This window comes from Shewanella piezotolerans WP3, from assembly GCF_000014885.1.
In the GTDB taxonomy this organism is placed as follows: Bacteria; Pseudomonadota; Gammaproteobacteria; order Enterobacterales; family Shewanellaceae; genus Shewanella; species Shewanella piezotolerans.
In genome coordinates this window covers 3,450,885-3,472,386 of record NC_011566.1, presented here as the reverse complement: position 1 = coordinate 3,472,386, position 21,502 = coordinate 3,450,885, and the positions used below count along the sequence as shown (strand labels likewise).

Annotated in this window: 11 protein-coding genes; 4 read left to right on the top strand and 7 right to left on the bottom strand. The window is 42.4% G+C overall.

Translation table 11 applies throughout. The features are described 5' to 3' along the window. Positions 1-108 precede the first annotated feature (108 nt). From SWP_RS14765 to SWP_RS14755, 3 genes are all read right to left on the bottom strand, one after another. Complete coding sequence (locus tag SWP_RS14765; RefSeq protein WP_020913345.1) at positions 109-1,467, bottom strand: GntP family permease; 1,359 nt, start codon at positions 1,465-1,467, stop codon at positions 109-111. A gap of 221 nt (positions 1,468-1,688) precedes the next feature. Continuing rightward, positions 1,689-2,222 (bottom strand): type II secretion system protein, encoded by a 534-nt coding sequence (locus tag SWP_RS14760; RefSeq protein ID WP_020913344.1) that lies wholly within the window; start codon positions 2,220-2,222, stop codon positions 1,689-1,691. 79 nt (positions 2,223-2,301) lie between these two features. Next, entirely contained in the window at positions 2,302-3,450 is a 1,149-nt protein-coding gene (locus SWP_RS14755) for a sugar diacid recognition domain-containing protein (RefSeq protein ID WP_020913343.1), read from the bottom strand. A gap of 353 nt (positions 3,451-3,803) precedes the next feature. On the opposite strand from SWP_RS14755, the gene SWP_RS14750 reads away from it, so the two are divergent. From SWP_RS14750 to SWP_RS14735, 4 genes are all read left to right on the top strand, one after another. Further along, positions 3,804-5,960, top strand: coding sequence for a winged helix-turn-helix domain-containing protein (locus SWP_RS14750; RefSeq protein WP_044555965.1), 2,157 nt, complete (start codon positions 3,804-3,806; stop codon positions 5,958-5,960). Positions 5,961-6,675: 715 nt separating this feature from the next. Continuing rightward, the gene (locus tag SWP_RS23080) at positions 6,676-8,610 is read left to right on the top strand and encodes a GEVED domain-containing protein (RefSeq protein WP_020913341.1); all 1,935 of its coding nucleotides are present in this window, start codon (positions 6,676-6,678) and stop codon (positions 8,608-8,610) included. A gap of 800 nt (positions 8,611-9,410) precedes the next feature. Then, complete coding sequence (locus SWP_RS14740; RefSeq protein WP_020913340.1) at positions 9,411-12,248, top strand: TonB-dependent receptor plug domain-containing protein; 2,838 nt, start codon at positions 9,411-9,413, stop codon at positions 12,246-12,248. A 255-nt stretch (positions 12,249-12,503) separates the two neighbouring features. After that, on the top strand, positions 12,504-14,906 hold the full coding sequence (locus SWP_RS14735) for a M6 family metalloprotease domain-containing protein (protein ID WP_020913339.1): 2,403 nt from the start codon (positions 12,504-12,506) through the stop codon (positions 14,904-14,906). Positions 14,907-15,062: 156 nt separating this feature from the next. Here SWP_RS14735 and SWP_RS14730 read toward each other — a convergent pair whose 3' ends face one another. The 4 genes from SWP_RS14730 to SWP_RS14715 all read right to left on the bottom strand — a co-directional run bounded on the left by SWP_RS14730 (position 15,063) and on the right by SWP_RS14715 (position 21,490). Next, positions 15,063-15,662, bottom strand: a complete 600-nt coding sequence (locus tag SWP_RS14730) for a uracil-DNA glycosylase family protein (protein WP_020913338.1) — start codon at positions 15,660-15,662, stop codon at positions 15,063-15,065. 29 nt (positions 15,663-15,691) lie between these two features. Then, positions 15,692-16,267: a hypothetical protein gene (locus tag SWP_RS14725; protein WP_020913337.1), complete on the bottom strand. Its 576-nt coding sequence runs from the start codon at positions 16,265-16,267 to the stop codon at positions 15,692-15,694. 205 nt (positions 16,268-16,472) lie between these two features. Further along, on the bottom strand, positions 16,473-19,079 hold the full coding sequence (locus SWP_RS14720; protein WP_020913335.1) for a TonB-dependent receptor plug domain-containing protein: 2,607 nt from the start codon (positions 19,077-19,079) through the stop codon (positions 16,473-16,475). 311 nt (positions 19,080-19,390) lie between these two features. Continuing rightward, positions 19,391-21,490, bottom strand: coding sequence for an MtrB/PioB family decaheme-associated outer membrane protein (locus SWP_RS14715; RefSeq protein ID WP_020913334.1), 2,100 nt, complete (start codon positions 21,488-21,490; stop codon positions 19,391-19,393). Between the last annotated feature and the right edge of the window lie 12 nt (positions 21,491-21,502).

Below are 21,502 nucleotides of genomic sequence, written 5' to 3'. Positions count from 1 at the left end.
TCATCGCTGAAACTGGTGAGATAAAGCTTAGCGTTGTGAAAGGTAATCTTAATGAGTCGTCATGTGCAGGATAAAGGCGAGCGGGAATGCTCGCCGTTAGCAATTCGCTTATAGCAAGACTAAGCTTAGTATGTACACCACGGTCATGGCGGTAAGACCTTGAACCAGTGTTGCCATTGTTTGTGCTTTATAGGCTTGTTTAACGCTCATGCGGCTAAACTGAGTCACTACCCAGAAGAAGCTGTCGTTAGCGTGTGAGACTGTCATTGCACCGGCACCAATTGCCATAACCGTCAGCACTCGGCCCATGTCGCTTGCAAGACCAATATCGCCTAGCATTGGCGCAACAAGTGCCGAAGTCGCCACTAGTGCAACAGTCGACGAACCTTGCGCAGATTTGAGCGCAGCGGCAACGATGAATGGCATAAAGATGCCAATTCCGAGCGCTGACAGTGATGTACCTAAGAATGCACCAATTTCTGTCGCCTTAAGGACTGCGCCAAATGCACCACCTGCACCGGTAATGAGTAGAATAGGAGCTGCAACCACTAGCCCTTGGCTAATGCGCTCGCTAAATTCTTTAACTTTATCGCTGCTTTTAAGTAGAGACAAGGATAGGAAAAGACCAATCATCAGTGCATTGACCGGCTGACCAAGAAATGCCAGTACATCAAATAGAACGCCATTACCTAACGGCGCTGATGGAAAGTTAGCAATTGAGCCAAAACAGATAAGTAAAATTGGCACAAAGATAGGTGCAAACGCGCGAGTTGGGCTAGGCAGTTTTCCGTAGGTTTGCTTAAGTTTTTCATAATCTTCAGTTTGATTTAGCAGCTCTTCTGCGCCTTCGCCATCAGGTTGAACGTTAGCAAAGCGGTTAGCCCAAAGCGTACCTGCTAGCGCAGCAATAGCGGCGACAAATACACCGACAAAAATCACTAAACCTAGGTTAGATTCAAGACCTAAGTTACCCGCAGCCGCAATTGGCCCAGGCGTTGGTGGTACAAAGGTGTGAGTGGCATAAAGGCCAGTTGCTAACGCGACACTCATCGACACACTTGAAACTTTCATGCGATTTGCCATCGATTGCTTCAGTGAGTTTAAGATCACAAAGCCCGAATCACAAAATACTGGAATAGAAACGATATAGCCGATAATTGACATGGTCAGTGTTGGAAAACGCTTACCCAATACTTTAATCACCACGTCGGCCATAGTAATTGCCGCGCCGCTTTTTTCAAGAATAGTGCCTATGATAGTACCAAGTACTATCACCAGACCGATGTAACCTAATATGCCACCAAAACCTGAGGTTATGGTTTTAGCAATATCGGCACTCGGTAGGCCGTAAGCAAATGCCGCCATAAAGGAGGCGAGGATTAGCGTTAAGAACGGGTGGAGCTTGAATTTTGAGGTAGCAATTACAATAAATGCAATCACTGCCAGTAAGATCAGTACGAGGCTCATAGCGTTTCCCTGTAGGGGTATTTTTTAGTTAGGTGTAGGGTTTTAAGCCAAATATATCAATCGCTCTGCTTAGGCTGAGGTCATAGAATTTCAGGCTAGATTATTATGGAGGCGCAAGTGAGAGAATTCTTTGGCGTAAAGCACTAGATTTAATCTCTATACAGAATTATATTTGTGCGCGTGCACAGTTTGTGTTTTTAAGGGGGCAAGCTCGCGTTTGCTTAACAGTCATCTGTTCTCAGGAATACTTCATACTGGCTATTGCTCTCTTTGTTTTGATAGAGGATATGACAGTAAAAGTTGACACTCTTATCGGCTAAATCTTCTGAAAAAAAGATATAGATTTGGTTATTAGCCGATGATTTATCGATAAAAAGCGGCGCTGCATTATTGTCTTGTTTGATTGCTGTTAATGAAACAGAGTCAATGTCTAGCCAAGCTTGCACTTGCTCATTAAGTTCATCGAAACTATCGCCACCATCCACGGCGGGATAACCATTATAGAGCGGTATATCAATACCTGCGTGGGTGATGGTACCTGCTTCGACGTTTTCTCCTTCAATAGCCGCTTTACTGTAAACGAGCGCGAGCGCACTTTTCATTGCTCCTTCAATAGCTTGCAGATCAGCTATTTTGGCATCTGTTCGCAAGTTTAAAAACTTAGGCGCCGCGATAACTGCGAGAATGCCGAGCACGATAATCACAACAACTAATTCAATCAGTGTGAAACCTTTTCTTAGTCGAGAATTAGTCATATATTACTTCCGTATATTGTTAAGCCCTTCATCACATGGGGTAATCAAGGCTGAATTTAGGGGACAACTTACTTGTTCATTACTGCGTTAACAATACCTGGCCTAAGTATAGTTGCAGTAACCCATCCAGTTGTTGAGTGCTGATTCCAGTAATAGTCTCTATTTTTTCAAGACGGTAGCGCAGGGTATTGCGATGGATGAATAATGTGTTGGCACATTGTTGTTGATCACCAAAATTCTGCAAATAACAGCTTAAGGTTTTGCTGAGTTGACCATTTTTATCTGCATTAATTAAAGATTGGTAGGGGCTGATTAACTCTTTTCCACGCCAGTTTCCTTTAAGGGAAGACAAAAGTACTAATAGCGAAAAATCTTCATAAAGGTATTTACTCAACTCTGGCTGCATATGGCTACCTATAGATAGAGTCTCTAACGCAGTTTGATAAGAACGATTTATCTCTTGTGGTTTAGGGAAAAAATGCCCAAGAGATACTTTAAGCCTGCTTCTTAACTCGATGGGTAACCGTGTTATCAGTTGATCTATACGTTGACTTTCAAGTTCAGCATCCCACGCCTTACCGTCAAGAAACGCTGGCTTTAAGATCACCAGTTCGGTCATTGATGTCATAGCGACTAAGTTGCCGCGGGATGGGTTTTCTAGCAAGTGAAGAACTTGCTTTAACATCGAGTTCGCAGAGGTTTCTTCTTCATCGGCTCGTACTTGAATAATCGCCGCTACACGGGGGGTATCGAGATTAATGTTTAATTGAGATGCCCAGTTAAGCTGGTGAGCACTAAACGGACCGTCTGATTTGATGAGATCAATAATCAGCTCCTCTTTTTGACGATACTGCCACTGTGCTTGCTCAATGGAGTTTGCTTGCTCAACAATAATTTCGGCGGTCATTTTTAGCAACTCGCCATAATGACCCAGTTCGGTTGGGTCACCGGTGATACCAATAACACCGATGATGTCACCTTTATAGTGCAGTGGCAGGTTTATCCCAGCTTTGACACCTTGTAAGGTGTCCTCACTCGCACGGCTTATCTCTACCGTTCTTTGCTGGCTTATTGCGAGTAATGCACCCTCATGTATTTCACCAATTCGATGCGACTCTCCGGAGCCAAGGATCACCCCATGATTATTCATCACATTAATATTATGACCAATAATTTTCATGGTGCGATTGACTATCTGTTTGGCAAGTGCAGCGTCTAAAAAGTACATGTTGAGTGCTCTATCGTGTTTGGTTTAGCTTAAGGTGTTTTGCTTTGGCGAACTATGAAGCATGGCCAGCTTTTTGTTTGTAAATATGAAACAGTGATGTGAGTCAATTTCGTGTGCCTATAAATTACCAAACTAAAAGCATTTTTAGTATCGAGATTTTAATCTGAAGAGCGATATCTAAAAGGTAATCACTCATTTTAATGAGAAATCATCGGTGATACTTTAATTTACTAGCCAAATTGTTCTTAGTTATGCTTTCGCTGTAGTCCCTTTTTAATGTGGCTAACTTGTATTTAATACTATTGTCATATAGCGTATTGTTTCGCATGGAGAATAATAAAAATGACATTCTAATGGCTAAATTTAATGCTGTATTTAGGCTTGGCAATATTGATGTTGATCCGAAAACAGATCAATTAAAATGTGCTGATAAACAGATTGAAATTCAATCGATGGCGATGAAAGTGCTCTGTTACTTTTGCGAGCACTCAGATAGGTTAATTACTCGAGATAATCTGCGTGATGATGTCTGGAAAAATACTGCCACCTCCAATCATACTATCAACAATCATATTTATAGTTTGCGGCGAAATCTTGGCAAGCTGGATCCCGATGTAAAATATATTCATACAGTAACCGGCGGTGGCACTAGTGGTTATCGGTTATCAGAAACTTTAGTTCATTATGACGATACCCAACTCCCTAATGATGAATCTGCCGAACTTGTAACGGTTACAACACCTACGGTGGCTAATGATAAAAAGATAAGTAAAAAAACGCAGCGCTTTGGTAGACTGATGTTCGCTGCTATTGTGGCTGTCGTTTGTTTTACTGTTCTCGGTTATTCCCAGTTTATTCAAACGACTGATTATAAAGATGTTCAGCAGCTAACAGACCTACCAGGTCGGGAGCAGTCTGCCAGTGTTGCTGCAGATGGTAACTTTTTTGTTTATGCTAACAAAAAGACCAAGCAACAAGCTTGGGAACTGTTTGCTTCGAGTATGGATAATCCTTCAAAAAGCGTAAAAGTGTTTAATAGCGAAGGTAATAGGGATAACTTTCCGAGCATCGCCCCTAGTGGTCAAAAAATAGCGTTTCACCGTTTGAAAGACGGGGAAGAGGGGATCTATGTTGCTACTTTTGATCGTTCAACCTTAAAGGCGTCTCAAGAACGTAGGGTTATTGCTTTAGAACCGAATAACCTTTCAACATCGATAAGTTGGTTAGATGAAACCCATTTTTATTACAGTATTCATGAGGTTTCCTGGGCGCCCAAAAAGATCTACCTATTTGATATCTCAAGCGGCTTAAGTGAGCAGGTCAGTTCTCCGGCACTGAACTCCCATGGTGATTTTGCAAATACGGTTTCACCAGATAAGCAATGGATGGCTATTTTACGCGCGGATAGCTATTGGGATATTGAACTTATCTTGTATGACATCACGATAAATAGGTTTATAGAGACTGGTGTAAAGTTAAGCCATTTGAGACTTAATGTTAGCTTTAGCGATGATAGTAAATCGGTTTATTTTATTGATAGTAATGGCTATTTATCAAGATTTGATCTAGCTAGCAGCGTTACTACTCGCATTTCTCAGCAACAGTATGTCGGTTATTGGCCACTTAAAATACCAGGGCGAAACCAGTTTTTGTTGCAGCAAGATTGGGGTTTATCTTCGCTTACAACCGAAATCGTTAGCGTTAAGAATCCTGTCGTCGGCGGAGATGGAACTCGGCAAGTTGTGGTGAACAACGGCTTAGCCATTCGAGCGATTGAAGGGGTCAATGATGGTGGGTTTATATTTGCCTCTGTTAAACCTAATCGACAACTCGAACTTTGGCGCTATAAAGAGGGGAAAGCCTACAAACTCGACGAGTTTATTGAAAAAGCAGATTACCGTTACCCGCTTAGTTTGCATTGGCAACAAGGCAGTGAACAAGCTTTATTAACGGTGGATGGAAGTTGTCGCAGTATTAATATAAATACAGGCAAAGACAGCCCTCTGTGCCCTAAAGGGGAGAGGTTATACGCTGGAACTTACTCTGCAGATCTGCAGTCAATCTACTTCGCTACATTTGATAATAATCAGTCAAAAGCCGTTAAAATGGCTCACACAGGTTACCCTATTGAACCGCTACCTTTACTGAAAAATGCCAATATGGTTCGTGATGGTGGCAAGGGAATACTCTATTATCGAATAGAACCTGGTAATGATATATATCAATTTGATTTAACAACACAAAAGTCAAAAAAGTTGATTGGTAGAAGCTATATTGCTAACGGGTATACCACCAATGATTTTGTCGTTGTTAATGATGGGATCTATTTTATGGATAAACCTTTAGAACAGAGTAATGCTATTTATTACTATGATTTTTCAAGCAATAAAATTCGTTACCTATTTGATACTCCAAATTTATATCCTAATATCGTATTAAGCGATGAGCAGCAACTCATTTATCTGCTCCAATCGGCCCACAATGATACCCACTTACTTTTATTACAGTGACAAACGTTGTATTTAGAACATGGGTTAGCGTATTTATAGCTGAACGCTAACCACACAATCTAGCTGGAGTTGTGATATTCCCAACTCACAGTGGTTTTGATTGTTATGGCTACTCGTTAGCGCTGAATGCTTATCTTCTACAATTAATCCGTGCTGACTCACTTGGTGAACGCTTGCAGAGTACTCATATCATTTGTAATGATTGGAATTATAGAGATGCAAAATAGGCTTGAATTTTATTATTTACGCTTCGAGTGCTGAGCGACTAGGCACCTGCTTTACCAACTTTGGCTGTTTTTGGCTTTTGTAACACGTAGTGTAGGATCATAATTTATCATCTATATCACGATTTATAATTTCTCATTAATCGTCACAATATTGAAATAAATCAATTAAGCATTTGTTTATGTTGGTTTTAACTGCTATCTATTTTTTCTACATATCCTTTTTTGAGCCAATTGCCTCTGTTGTTGCTTGTATTGAAGCGTGCATAGAATTGGCTTGCTTATCTTTCGAGCAATCATGGGTTTACCACATGTGCAGTGCTTCCGGTGAGTGAGTTTTTATCATTCTCGTCAATAACTATTTTGTTATGCGGCGCAGTTATTGGCAACTTTGTCTTTCAACATGGAAAGCGACTATGCAATTAAATAATAAGAAAAACCTAAAATTGGAAACATCCAAAAGACCGTCCTTAGTGAGGAGGTTTATTGGCATGATGACATTGATGTCATGCCTGACAAGTCCACAGCTACTGGCTGCGTGCGCAGTTTCACCTGATAGCCGTTATGAATTTATCGACACTATCACTGTGAATGGGGCGCCACTTGTAGCTGGAACGGATATAACTGCGGGTGATGTTATTCGTTTATCTGCAGGTTTTGCCAGTTATCGTTATCAGGAATATTGGAGCGTATGGATTGACTTAAATGGCGACGGAGATTTTGGTGACGCCAATGAACGCATACTGCAAACAAGTAATCCGACAGATGATGAAGTAGAGGCAACGCTTATCGTTGCTGATGATATATCGATAGAAAATACGCAACTTAGGGTGCTGCTCCATGCTAATGCTGTGAGTGGTGATTCATGCGGCTATGATAGTTACGGCGATGTGAGAGATTTTAGTGTCAGCATTAATGCCCACATTGATAACGGTAATGGCAATGATGATTATGCGTTAACGACTCAACCTAGAGGGGGCGCAAATGAACATATTGCTTATGTCGAGATGGCGGGAGATAGTTTCACATCGGGTGATGATAGAGGCTATAAAGATAATTCCGACATTAAGAGTTTTGAGGTTACAGATGGAGCTCTCTTACAGTTAACAGCGATTAGCGATTGGAGTACTGATTGGGGGATCTGGATCGATAGTGACAACAATGGAAAATTTGATAGTCATGAGCAGGTTTTTTCAGCTGCAGCTCAACGAGATTCTGTCGTATACGGCACTTTAGATTTGAGTAACATCGTTGCAGGAAGTCACCGAATGCGAATAGCAATGAGTGGCGACAGTGCTGCCATAGCAACTGGATTTAGGTATGGTGAGATAGAAGACTATAGTGTCAATGTCAATTTAGATGGCAATGACAACGAAGCAAAGAATTACGGTTCCCATGTACAGTGGGAACATGATTCAGTGACCGTGAAAATTTTTAGATTTGAGTTTGAGGATGTTGAGCTTACTTGGTCAGTCGGTCGCATTGAATCTGAAATGGCGGAGATTGTCGATTACTTTGATAAATCGTCTTATGGCCGGTTTGCAGTGAACTATGAGATCTATAGTGATGTAATCCAAGTTGGCGAGAAGGTTACGGTATGGGACAGTAAGGAAGCAAATGATTGGAAAGAGTATTACGCTGATAAGCTTGTCGCATTGGGCGAAACTGAGTTCTGGGATATTGATGATAATACTATCTACTTAATATTGGCACCTCAAATCTCAGACTGGGGGATTAAAGCAGGTGTAAACCCTGGTGCAATGCGCGTATATGATACTGGAGACGAACGCTCACAAGCTGGTGGTATCGCACATGAAATGGGTCATGCCATGGGGCTGCATCATGCTCAAGGGCTTGATGGACAAGATACCGTTTTTGGAGCCGGCGATTATGACAGTGAAATGATTGGTTATGGAAATGCCTTCAGTATGATGGGCAATAACGCTTGGGATTTCGGCAGCTTTAACCTGTACTACAAAAACTTCTTTAAGAGTTGGGGAATAGAAGCTGAAGTACCGCTAATTGACCAATCAGGAACCTATAGAATCTACACTTTCGATCAAGGTTCGGTAAAAGGAGACTTAGGGTTACGATTGAAAGCTGGAAATGGTGAAGTAACCTATTGGGTTGAGTACCGAACCGGAGATGGCGCTGATACTCAAGGGGTGCTAATTAACACTGAAGGTTACTTTCCTGATGAAGATGCAAGATCGTACTACTATGGCACGTCATTTTTACTGGATATGACGCCTAATACCCACCCCGATGATCTCACCAATGATTTCGATGATTTTGAAGACGGTTCACTGGTTATTGGAAAGAGCTATACTGATAAGTGGGGGGCCTTTACTATCACGCCAAAAGCAACAGGAGGCAATTTAGGGACTGCAGGAGCCTGGATTGAAGTCGAAGTGCAACTGCACTAATTTGTAATTTCAATGCATATGTCTCGCACTTTTCTGTGCGAGACATTTTATATCGGTGAGAACTTTCTAATTTGCTTGGTTATTCTTGATGACAGTCCGCGCAACAATAGTGATGTAGTAAGTTAATAATGCGTCATCTACTTTCTTTCATTTCGGCCACCATTCTGGCTAAACCTAAACCTCCTAATTTCAAAACATTCAGCGCTTCAATTGCAGTTACCACCTGTCTGTGTTGTTTTTAAGAGTCAGCGAATAGATACCAATAAAGCACTTAGTGGCTCAAGGGATATGCTCTCCTCACTATTATCCACTCTTATTTCTTTAAACACGAGCTTGATGACTCGTGTTGGTTTGAGGTGCCAATCAATTTTTTGCTAAGAATATGACAGTTTTATCTCTTATAGAGATGCAAAGCAGAGTGGCATTTTGCTCTTTAGAGCAAGGCATTTTGAAGGTATAGCTTATATAGCGATAATCTTTAATCATCATTTATCATTTTGCTGCAACATCCAGCTCATCTATTATCATCTTTCATTTATAATTAGATAGCTTGCCACTTTAAGTTGTTGATTTTGCGGTTGTATTTTTTGCTTTGGTTTCTTGGGTCTTCATTTCAAACAAATCTCTCACAATTTGAAAACCACTTTTTATACTGTATAAAATCATCTGGCAAATGAGGTTATTGCTATTTATTTGGAGCGATATAGCACTGATGAATGGCATCTTACTGTAACTGATATTTGCACAAAGTTAGTTTTTAACAATAAGAAAAATGATTTTATTTTTTTAAAGGAAGGGTTATGAAAGCATTGAAGTTAAAGCCAATATTTGTGGCGGTCATGTCGAGTTTAATCGCGCAAAGTGCGGTTGCTGAGGCGGCTCTTGTCGACGATGGCGCTAATGAAGAAGGCTACGAAAGAATCGTTGTTACTGGTTCTCGTTTGGCAAGAGCCGGTGCTGATACCACTGCGCCAGTGACAGTGGTTACCGCTGAAGAGCTTGCGATTACTGGTAGTATGAACCTTAATGAAATGTTGGCAACGTTGCCACAGTTTCAAGGGATAGAAGCATCTGCTAACTCCTATAATCCAGAGAACGCAGGCTTAAGTACAACCGAGTTAAGAGACCTGGGTACAATTCGTACTTTGGTATTGGTTGATGGTCACCGCCCAACGCAAACACTGAACTCTAGTGATTTATTGGTTACCGATCTGAATAATATTCCGGCAACTCTTGTTGATCGAGTTGAGGTGCTAACAGGCGGTGCATCAGCGGTCTATGGCTCTGATGCCGTTGCAGGTGTTGTAAACATCATCCTTAAAAAAGATTATGAAGGTCTTGAGTTAAACGCTTATGGTTCAACCACCGAAATGGGTGATGGTGAGCAAACAGGTGTCACCTTGACGACCGGTCAGTCTTTTGATGACAGTAAAGGCAACTTCGTTGTCAGTTTAGATTATTCAAAACAAAATGAATTGCGTTATGCAGATCGTGCTGGCTCTCGTGCAGAGACAAGTTATGTACGTAATAAACTTGATCCATACGGTGAAAAGGAGGGGATCCCCGATCTAATCACTTTGCGTAACGTTGGTTGGGTCGATTACAACATTCCGGTAGATAGACCGACTATTTACTTACCTGATGCTGATTATAGCTATTACCAGTTTGGTCGAGACGATGATGGTAGTTTAACGCCAGGCTACTTGTCTGCAACGGATGAAGAGCTATACAGCTATTACAAGCAGTCTAGAGTCGATAACCCTTATATGTATTCGAGTAACGGGCCTGTACAATTTCAGATCCCTGATGAAAAATACAGTGCTTATGTCAGTGCTAGTTATGACTTTGATAACAGCATACGCTTATCTGGTAACGTGCAATACAGCAAGGTGACGGCGAAACAACGCATCGACCCTGAGTTTATGTACTCTACATGGCTAGATACGGCTAATGCTGATTTCAAAGTACCTCAAGAAGTTCTCGATGTAGTTGCTGAACATAATGATGGCAGTAGCTGGATTAAGGTGCCGTACACATTTCAACAGATTGGTGATCGAATCACTGAGAATGAACGCGAGTACCTATCAGCGTCAGTAAGCCTTGAGGGTGATATCTCAGATGATTGGTATTGGGACACTTACCTCTCTAGTGGCAAAACAGATAAAGATCGCACTTACTCAAATTACGTAGATACCACACGTTTTTACCGATTTGAGACCGTCGGTGTGTGCGAACAGACCAATAGCTGTCCAGAGTTTAATCCGTTTATGCCGTTATCAGATGAGACACAAGATTACTTACGCTTAGATCCATTTACTGATACCACTAGTAGCTTCCAGCATACTGTTTCCGCCAATGTTAATGGCACGGCATTTGAATTACCTGCAGGTCCACTGCAGGTTGGTTTCGGCGCTGAGTTCAGGCAAGAGGGTTTTAAAGTTGAACCTTCTGATGTGATGCTGTTGGGGTTAAATAGAGGTAACACTGTTGCTCCGCAAGATGTCGACCGTAACATTACCGAAGGTTATGTTGAGGTTAATATCCCGGTGATTGCCGACGTTGCCTATGCTGAGTCGGTAGATGTAGAAGCCGCACTACGTGTTGCCCATTACTCGACCTCAGGGACTAACGATAGCTGGAAGTTTGGTGTTAACTGGGCGATCAATGATGAAGTCCGCGTACGCAGCGTATATGCCAAAGCCGTTAGAGCACCACAATTGACTGAATTATTTGCTCCCGAGTCTACAGGTGCTTTTAAAATAACTGACCCTTGTGACATGGACAATCTGCACCTTGGGGACAACCCAGACGTTCGAGCAGCAAACTGCCAAGCGTTAGGTGTACCTGCTGATTTTGTATCGGATCTGCGTATCGAAACTCAAGTTGATGGTGCCACCAAGGGTAATGAAGACTTGAACCCTGAGCTCGCTTATACTTTAACGGCAGGTTTAGTCTATACCTCGTCAATGCTAGATAACTTTATTGTGTCGCTCGATTACTACGATATTGAAATTGAGGATGTGATTACTAGAGTTGGTGCGGGTACAATTGTTGACCGCTGCGTAGATTCAACAACGATTAATAATCCATTTTGTAGCCAAGTGACACGTAAAGCTGACGGCAATATCAGTTTCGTTAATGACACCTACGTCAATAACGCCAAAATGAAGCGCAAAGGTATCGACTTTCAAGCCAATTACGATTGGGATCTTAATAGCGGCGCTAATATCGATCTGACGTTATACGGTACTTACGCTATCCATAGCAGTTTCAAAGATGCAAACGATTCAGAGGTTCATAATTACGTTGGTGTAAGAGGGACTCCTGAGTGGAAATCATCTTTCATTACTAGTTATGCAGATGCAGGCTTTAAGGCGACTTGGCAGATCAACTATGTTTCAAGCACTAAATATAGCCGTACAGCGACTGAGGAGACCCATGATACCCCAATTATGCCATCTTCAATCTTGCACAATACCCGCTTAAGCTACGACTTTACCGACTCTGTTCGCGCTTATGTGGGAGTGACTAACGTGTTTGACCAAGATTGGTTGGGAACTGCGGGGGCAAGTACCGGTAGTACAACGTACCCAATTCGTGGTCGTGGTTATAACGCAGGTTTCAATATTCAGTTTTAACTCGTTATAAAGCATAGAGTGGCATGTTGATGTCGCTCTATTTTCTTCCATTTAATACAGACCGATTTTTAATAAAAGACATAATTTAAAACGTTCTACTCTTATTGAGCTTTTAACAAGTCAGTTTGATGATTTGTATTATTAATTGCTCATTATTTACTGGCTGTCTTAGCCTTCATATTTATATCTATAACCAAGATGACTTAGTTTTTAATTAAGCCGTTGTATCTTGCCGATTAACCTTAAGGAAATATAATGAATAAAAAACTTAAGTTGGCATTATTATCTAGCGCTATATTCGCGCCCTTATTTGCAAATCACGCTCCGCTGCATGCAGAACCAGCTTCTAAGAAGTTGATTGAATTTAAACAAAGTGATGGTAACAGTATCTGGCTTCGAAAATGGGGTGATGAGTTTGCCCATGGTTGGGAAACCAAAAAGGGGGTAGCTGTACAGCAAGATGAGGAGAGTGGAGACTGGTATACCACTAAGCTTGATAGCAAAGGTTATCAAGTTAAGTCTACCGTTAAAGCGACTCAAGCGATGAATCTCAAAGAAAAGGGCAGTAATCCCCGTATCCAAGGAGAAGCTCAAAAGCGTGCTAAATTACGCCGAACTCAAGCTCATCAAAATAACCTGTTTGCACGGTCAATGGTCAATGGCAGTAGTTTAAATAGTAGTGGTGTTAGCCAAACAGCGATACAACATGTTGCCGGTACGGTAAATGTACCCGTTATAATGGTTAACTTCTCAGATACGAGTGCCACTGTCGAACGTAATGAGTTTGACCGTTTTCTATTCCAGGATGCCAAAGGATTAACAGCTTACTATCGAGAAGTATCCTATGGCGAACTTACCTTACAAGGCGGAGATGCAGGCGTTATTGATTGGGTGACGTTACCAGGCAGCCATGATTTTTATGGGCGCAACAATAGTGCGGGTTACGACAGTAACATCGGGGTAATGATTGAAAGTGCTCTGGATTTAATTGACGCTAGTGTCGACTTTTCTTTGTTCGCAGATATCAACCAAGACTGTCAGGTTGATTTAGTCTCATTTATCTATCAAGGCAACGGTGAACACCAAGCTGTTGGCGTAAACAATGACATATGGGCGCACAAGTACAGCATGTACTGGCTTGAAACTGAGGGCGATGGTTATGGGGTATATCAGACGAATGATCAATGCCTATCAGATCCGACAAAGACAGTTACAGTGAACGATTACTTTGTTGCACCAGAGCTGAGTAATGCGGGTACGCGAGCAAATGTTGGCACCTTTGCCCATGAGTTTGGTCACGTGTTTGGTTTGCCTGACTTGTATGATACCGGGGGCAGCAACTCGGGACAAACTGCAGGCGCAGGGGACTGGAGCCTAATGGCATCGGGGAGTAAAACGGGCCCTAATCGAGATGGTGAGTCTCCAGCGCATTTATCTGCTTGGGGAAAATATATTTTAGGCTGGATAGCACCGACCAAAATCAATGGTATTAACGATACTGAGTTTGAGATTGCAGAGTCAGTTAATAATGCAACCGCTTACCTATATGAAAACCCTGATAACCCACAAGAATACTTTCTTATTGAGAATCGCGACCAGCAGGGGTTTGATGCCTATGCGCCAGGGAAAGGGCTTGCAATTTGGCATATTGATGACGCGATATCGGCGCCTCAATCAGATGGTAGCGCCCAAAGCGATGTGAATGCTTTCCCATGTGATCTTGGCTTCCAAGACTGCTCGACGTTGCACAACGGTGTACAACTGGTCAGTGCTGATCATTATTTTGATTTAGAGCACGACTTTAATGACGGCGATATTCATGACTTATTTGGTGAAGATGGTGACGGAGGTAGTGATGAGTACAGCACCGAGCAAGACTGGGATACAGAGTTTTCTAGTCAAAGTCAACCAAGCAGTCAGTGGTGGGACGGCAGTGAAAGCGGCTTAGCGATGACCAACATCTCCGCCAAAGGGGCGGTAATGACCTTTGATTTAGGCAACGGCGCGGCAACGCAGGAGATTGTATTACAAAATGGTGTGCCAGTGTCTTTGGCTGCAAACCAAGGCGAGGCTATAACGGGTTATATCGACGTGCCGGTAGGGGCAAGCAAGCTTCAGTTGTCGCTTAGCCATAATAGTGGTGGAGATGCAGATCTATATGTTAACTACGGCGTAGTTAATGACAGTAGCAGCGCCGACTGCTTCTTAAACAGTTCAAGTGTCGTAGAGTTGTGTACAGAGTCTGAGCTGGGAGAAACCCTTGAGGGGCGCTATTTCTTTGTGGTTAAAGGTTACAACGGACAATCTTTTGCTGATGTCTCTTTGGTGGCCGAATATGAATCAGACAGTGAATCACCAGGAGAAAATGGCTCTGTAACCAGCTATAAGATTGATGTGGCGAGCGGCAGTTATCAGCACTTCATGGTAGCTGTGCCTGCAGGGAGTACTGTGATTGAGGCGAGTCTGGATGAAAATGGTGGCTCAGCGATGTTGATGCTAAATGAAGGCGAGGAAGCGAGTGCTCGCAGTTATAGTGCGAAAGATAGCGGCGGTGAGTTTGTGGCCGTTGATGCTCCTGCTGCAGGTGAATGGTTTGTCGCCGTTAGAGGAACAAAACAGGGAGTTGCAAGCGGAGTACTGACTATAACAGTTAAATAACGGTAGTTTTGTTGATGGAGTGACTGGTTTATTTTCCCTTACCATTCTTTTCCTTACACCCTCAAACCTGATACTCGGTTTGAGGTTTTTTTATACACGTATGTTTTAGATTTAATAGGCCCCACAAGGCTAATCGCTGGAGATCGGCATTGCCGCTTATTCGATGAGTATGGCAATCTGCTGCTGCAATTTTGGAATGATTTGTTGCTCAAACTCTGGATGTCGCTTTAGCCAGATATTGTTTCTCGGGCTAGGGTGGGGCATAACCAACACTTGTGGCCATAACTCTTGCCACTGTTCAACAGCTTTAGTGACAGCTAGCTTTCGTTTTAAATGCCATTCAATGGCATATTGACCAACCAGTAACGTGAGCTCAATGTGCTTAAGTTCATTGAGAATTGGCTGGCGCCATGTGGCCGCGCATTCAGGCCGTGGCGGCTTATCACCACTTTTTTTATCTGCTGAGGAGTAACTGCCTGGAAAGCAAAACCCCATAGGTAGAAAGGCAAATAGTTCGGGGTCATAGAACTGCTCGCGAGTGACACCTAACCAGCTCCTAAGCCGCTCTCCACTGGCATCGTCAAAAGGGTGTCCTTTGTGATGTGTTTTTTGCCCAGGTGCTTGTCCTGCGATCAATATTTTTGCATTGCTAGCAAGTTGCACAATGGGCTTTGCGGCAAACGGCAAGTGTTCACTGCAAAGCTGACATTGTTGTACTTGCTTAAGTAAATTATCGAGTAGCGCTTCTTTTGGCATGATTAGCTACGAGCTTAGTTTGCCTGCGTTTAACTATGCAGTGCAATTTGATAAGCCCAATATCCTAAATAACTGTAACCTGCAATGAGTGTAGCGTAGCTAAGTAGTTTGCTGATAATACTGCCACGACTGAAGGCTGCGACATGGGCAATAGCAATAGCAAATAGTGTCAGCGGCGCAGCGTAATAAGCGCTAAGCATCATCAACAGGGCTACAATCGCTAAAATCAATGCTGTGTTTTCGGTTGGGGCTTTTGCATGATGGCTCAGCTGTATCGGCAGTAAGCTCAACGCAACACTGACGATGATAACACCTATATTAAGTGAGATAGCACCGGCACCCTTGATATAAACCATCGCGACAACAAAGGTTATGACTGCCGGGATAAGTGAGATAAGTGTGTGCAATTTAGCAAAACGGCTACTTTGGTATTTGCCAGTAAAGTAAAACAAGCCCGTTAGTAATAAATTAAAAAAGCAAAAGCCACCTAACGTAATCGCCAACATTAAAATATTGGTGGTATCCGATTGAAAGGCCAATGCAGGCATAGGGGCGAACAGGGAAATACTGAGCAAAGATTTTACAAAAGCAGGAGTGCGTTTCATCGGATGTCACAATTAGTAAGAGATGACTTACCTTGGCTTAAAGTGCGATTAACTGCAAGATGAATGCAGAGTATTTTGCAAAGTTTTCTATGAGTGAAAAAAGGCATACCAGTAGAGAACCTGATATGCCTTTTGTTGGTATTGTTTGTTAAATAATTCCGCTAATTGTAACAGAACTACTTGTTTTCAAACACTAGTACTAAGATTAGAATGTAATACTATATTTCATCTGTACTGTACGCCCTGTAATGCTATGGAAGCCAGGTAAGTAACCGTTCCAAAGGTCGTCATTTACTTCTGGAAGATTATCGAACGCATTGATTAAGATTAAACTTAGATCACCGTAGTCTGCAAACTGGTATTGAACGCCAAAGTCATAAGTGATCATTGAACCTACGTCATTGAAGTCTTCACCATTTGCTTCTTCAACTGGGCTTTCGCCTAAGAAACCATCAACATACCTTACATTCATATAAGCTTGTAGGTCTTCTAAACGGTAATGAGCGTTGAAGGTTGCACGGTACTCAGGGTTTTCCCAATATCCAACATAATCGTAAACAGGCTCTTCACGAGTTTTTTGGAATTCATTGGTTAAGTTTAAACTTGCATCTAGCCTGAATGTCAATTCACCAGCTGCATCCATATCAAATTTGCTATTGAAAGAAAGATCAACACCAGACTTATCACTACCTAGGTAATTAGTAACAGTTGAACCTATTTCAGTGATTTCCCTAGTCGCATCAGGGTCTAAGTCTCTATTTACATATAAGCCACTATAGTTGCCTAGGTTTCCTAAGTACTCCTCATCTAGAATTGTACGTGCGCCTATACTTGTGATTTCATTCTCAATTTCTATTGTCCAGTAATCTACTGTTAGATCTATATTTTCAATAATGTCCCATGCGAACCCAGCTGAAATCTGCGCGGAAGTTTCAGGTTCAACCTCAGGGTTTGCAAAATAGCGAACACGTATATTCTCTGTGTCACACAGGTCTGACTCTGCACGCTCTTCCTTTGGAACAGGGTTACAATATTTAGGATCAACAAGGTCAAAATAACCAACTGACTCAGCTCCCGTAACCTCTTCAACAGATGCAACACGGAAGCCTTCTGAGTATGAAGTTCTTAAAACTAAGTTTTCAAATGGTTGGAAGCGGATACCTGCACTGCTAGATAATTGTCCCTGATCTGGCAGGCTGTAATCATCGTAACGGGTTGCAGCGGTGAGTGTCACAGTTTCATGTAATGGTACTTCAACTTCTAGGAATGCGGCGCGGTATTGACGTCCACCAACTACATCACCGCCATAAGCCCCTACTACGTTACCTGAGTTCGATAGGCTATCCTGCTCATCTCGTTGCTTGATATCACGATACTCAACACCGACTGAGTAACCGACTTCCCCTGCAGGTAGCTCAAATGGCAGTGCTGCAGCCCAATCTATAACAACGCCCTGAGAAATATTCTCACCATTACGACTTTGAGTGTGGCGGAAGCTATCTAATACGTCTTTAGTCGCGTTCGGGCCGCCTGCGTATTCAAATGGATTATAGTCACCATTATCCACTGCTGCTTTAAACTTATCCGCGATCAAATAATATTCAGATTTCTGGTTAAAAGAATCTTGACTATATGCCAAATTCATTGACAAAGTGCCTGCATCAACTGTGTATATTAAACCTGTATTAATATCAAAAAGGTGGCTGTCAAAAGTAAACTCTCTAGGAACTGAATCTTGTAGATAAGAGTAATACTCAACCCAGCTTTCATCTGCAGTGCCATAAGTCGGGTTATTTGGATTGTCCGGAGCCATATCTCCCCATGCCCACATTGGTGATGCTGAGGTAAAGCTCTTATCGTACGTATAGAGTACAGTAGTATAAAACTCTAAATCATCAGTAAGCTGATAGCTAAAGTTTGAAAACATAGATGTTTTTTGTCTTTCTGGTAAGTAAGTCTTACCATCCATTACATCGTAACCACAAGTCTTTTGACCACTGTCACGAGTGTAGATATTTTCTTCTGGGCAGTTTGGACCAGGGAAGTAGCTTTCTTTATTGTAGTCCCAGTAGCTACCCCATGGCGAGTAACGAGAACTGTATCGTCTTGTGGCATATTCAGAATCCAAATGATCGCGTTCGCCACCTTTAAGGCTGCGCTGCTGCTGGTGCTCAATGATGAACATTAGCGAGCTTTTATCAGTTGAAGAGCCAAATGTCATCGAACCACCGAAGTCTTCTGCACCACCTCTAGTTGGAATAGCTACGTTTGCACTGATATTTAGACCTTCAAAGTCAGATTTTGTGATGATGTTGATTACACCACCCATTGCATCGGAGCCATATATAGATGACGCTCCGTCACGTAAAATTTCAATACGTTCAACGGCTTCTAATGGGATCATATTTAAGTTTGTACTAGAACCGCTGAGGCTGGCAGCACCAGCAACTCGTCTACCATTCACTAGAGTAAGGGTTCGATTAGAACCTAAACCACGTAAATTTGAAGATGAGAAGTTACCAGCTGAATTGTTACTTGCACCTACATTGGAACCACTTGAATTAAAGTTACTTTGTGCAAGTACTGCGGCAATATCATTTAAACCTGTAGCTGCAATATCTTCAGCTGAAATAATAGAGACTGGCTTAACGGTTTCTAGATCGGTTCGTTGGATTCGTGAACCCGTGACTTGAATATATTCAATTTTATCTTCTTCTACTTTTTCTTCTTCTACTTCAGCAGCGAAAACAGTACTAGGCAGTGTGGTAGCCAAGACGGCTCCGACTATCATTGCTAATTTACAACGTTTCATTTTCTTCCCTTAACTTTTTCTGTTCGTATCTACGAACATATTTTTAGTATTTTTGTAAAACACATACTCGAATATTGTATGCAATATAAAAAATACATTAGCCAAAGTGAACTTGCAACGGTTCTGTGGTTGTTTTGTTAAAATTGTGTGTTTTTTGTGTGTTTTAGGGAGTTTTAACTGTTGTTTGAGGTTGTTACTTCAGAAAATAGATCGATATGGCAATAGAGGAGTGGGAGATAACGACATTGATAGTGTGAAGTTAAAGGTATAAAAAAACCCGCACTAGGCGGGTTTTTTAGAAAAACTAACAATTATAAACGGTAGCTCATGCTTAGCATGATTAGGTGCGCGTTGTAGTCGTGGCTGTTGCTGCCAAAACTTAACACGTTCCAGATCCCGTCTGGCGCAATATCGTTGCCAGCGTCGTTATCTTTGTACTTTTCCATCTTGTAGTCTAAGCGTACGTCCATCTTGTCTGTTGCGCGGTAAAGTGCGTAAACATTCACGTTATGAACTTTGGCGTAGTAGTCGCCGTAGTCACCAGTGATCCCCTGGGTAACTTGGGTATTACTATTAGAATCTGAGTAAGTGTAATCAACACCTAAACGCAGTTTCTTTTCCATCAGGTTGCTGTAGCTATACCCAGCACCTATGACGTCAACTTGATCTTCCACTACACCAAACCAGTTTGGCGTAGAAAGGTTGCTGCTGCCAGCTTGCTCTGAATCGATGTTTTGGCGGTTGTAGAACGCTGTCAAAGTCATATCTTCAGTGAGTAGGTAGCTAACACTCGCATCGTAGCTGATATCTTTCGATTCAGTTAAGCCGATCTCTGTTTCGCTGTAGTCATCAAGTGCGTAGCGCGCACCAAAGTCGATGGTCAACGTTTCAATTGGGCTGTGAGTCACACGAGCTTCAATTTGAGTACGCTTTCGATCGGCTAGGTTGTACTTGCGTAGTAAGTCATTTGACTCACCAGACGTCCACTCTGATGCTTGGTACTCAGAACCGTCACGCTCGCCGTAGCTACCTTTGACCCACATGTCCCACTTATCGAATGCGCTGATACGGTATTTTGCCCATACAGTGCTTTCTTCAGTGGTTTCACGGTCTTGATAGCTACGTTCATCTTTACGGTAGTCAAAACCACCTTCAAGTCTGTGGCCACGTGCAAGGCGATAATCTGCACCTAGCTTAGCTTTGTTGGTTGTAATGTCATAAGGCGTGTTGTAAGCCGCTTGACCAGTTGTTGAGTCAATGCTGATCTGCGTCCACTCTTCAACGTTGGTTTGGTTATCACGGTCGTTGTAATCGTAGCTAGCGTTTAGACGTAGCTGACGATTGATCCGTGAAACAACTTTAAAGGTTGCACCCGTGGTTTCAACTTTACCGTCAAGCGATTCAGCTGGCATTTGATAACCGTAACCAGAAGTATTGAAGTCTTGGTCTTGGGTCATTTGACCATAATGAACTCGACCGTTCATGATGGTTTTGCCCGCAACATATTGGCCCATTAACGATACTGTGTGTGCTTCGTTGTCAGGATCAAGCGACATGTAACCTGTGGTTTGTGCACCAAAGGTTGGGCTAAACGCATTGTCGTAAGACAATTCGCTGTACTCATTCTTAAAAATTGAACCATTGTAATTTAGTGCGGTAAACCAGTTATCACCACCAAGGCGAACGCCAGCATCTAAAGTATCAGTTGTGTAGTCAACAGGTTCTGCAATCATCATCGACTGATTGTAGAAGCTACCAGAAGCTTGCTTAAGGCCTGTTTTATCTTCACGCATGTAGTTGATGTGCGTGCTCCAAAGAGACTCACCTTGATACTCAATACCTAAACCCGCTCTTTTACGCTTAAGCGATAGCTCAAGTGGATTAAGGCTGGCGTTTAAGTTGGTCATATCCTGCGTGCTACCACCATGAACCCAGTCACCAGGAAGGGTAAGGTCATCACTCCCAACCCCTTGGTATGGACTCATAGCGCTATCTGTTTTGTAGGTAGCAATTTGGCGGTAGTTAAGGTTTAGATTGTATTGGCCTGCTTTACCGACATTGATGTCAGCGCTGCCATTTTCCATCCCTAAATTATCAGCCTCAATAGAAGCTTGGTAGCCGCTTTTACCTGAGTATTTTAGGTCAGCATCAACTTTACCAGCGAATTCGTCTTCTGCAGCAAACGCGTTCGCTGAGTGAATGTCGTCACTGTCGTTGTAACCAACGCCGACACCGATAGAGCCGCTGTAACCTGTTTCAACAGTACAACGCTTACAATCCCATTTTTCGAACTTCACTTTGTCAGTATTCGCATTTTGAATACCGTAGCCGTCTGCCATTGCTATGCTAGGTGCAACTGCACCAGCACTTGCAAGTAGGGCGAGCGTGACCAAATTTAGTTTGAATTTCATCTTCTCACTCCT

Excerpts from the sequence above, each read along its gene's own strand:
- SWP_RS14765 (WP_020913345.1), bottom strand. The coding sequence starts at position 1,467 with ATGAGCCTCGTACTGATCTTACTGGCAGTGATTGCATTTATTGTAATT.
- SWP_RS14760 (WP_020913344.1), bottom strand. The coding sequence starts at position 2,222 with ATGACTAATTCTCGACTAAGAAAAGGTTTCACACTGATTGAATTAGTT.
- SWP_RS14755 (WP_020913343.1), bottom strand. The coding sequence starts at position 3,450 with ATGTACTTTTTAGACGCTGCACTTGCCAAACAGATAGTCAATCGCACC.
- SWP_RS14750 (WP_044555965.1), top strand. The coding sequence starts at position 3,804 with ATGGCTAAATTTAATGCTGTATTTAGGCTTGGCAATATTGATGTTGAT.
- SWP_RS23080 (WP_020913341.1), top strand. The coding sequence starts at position 6,676 with ATGATGACATTGATGTCATGCCTGACAAGTCCACAGCTACTGGCTGCG.
- SWP_RS14740 (WP_020913340.1), top strand. The coding sequence starts at position 9,411 with ATGAAAGCATTGAAGTTAAAGCCAATATTTGTGGCGGTCATGTCGAGT.
- SWP_RS14735 (WP_020913339.1), top strand. The coding sequence starts at position 12,504 with ATGAATAAAAAACTTAAGTTGGCATTATTATCTAGCGCTATATTCGCG.
- SWP_RS14730 (WP_020913338.1), bottom strand. The coding sequence starts at position 15,662 with ATGCCAAAAGAAGCGCTACTCGATAATTTACTTAAGCAAGTACAACAA.
- SWP_RS14725 (WP_020913337.1), bottom strand. The coding sequence starts at position 16,267 with ATGAAACGCACTCCTGCTTTTGTAAAATCTTTGCTCAGTATTTCCCTG.
- SWP_RS14720 (WP_020913335.1), bottom strand. The coding sequence starts at position 19,079 with ATGAAACGTTGTAAATTAGCAATGATAGTCGGAGCCGTCTTGGCTACC.
- SWP_RS14715 (WP_020913334.1), bottom strand. The coding sequence starts at position 21,490 with ATGAAATTCAAACTAAATTTGGTCACGCTCGCCCTACTTGCAAGTGCT.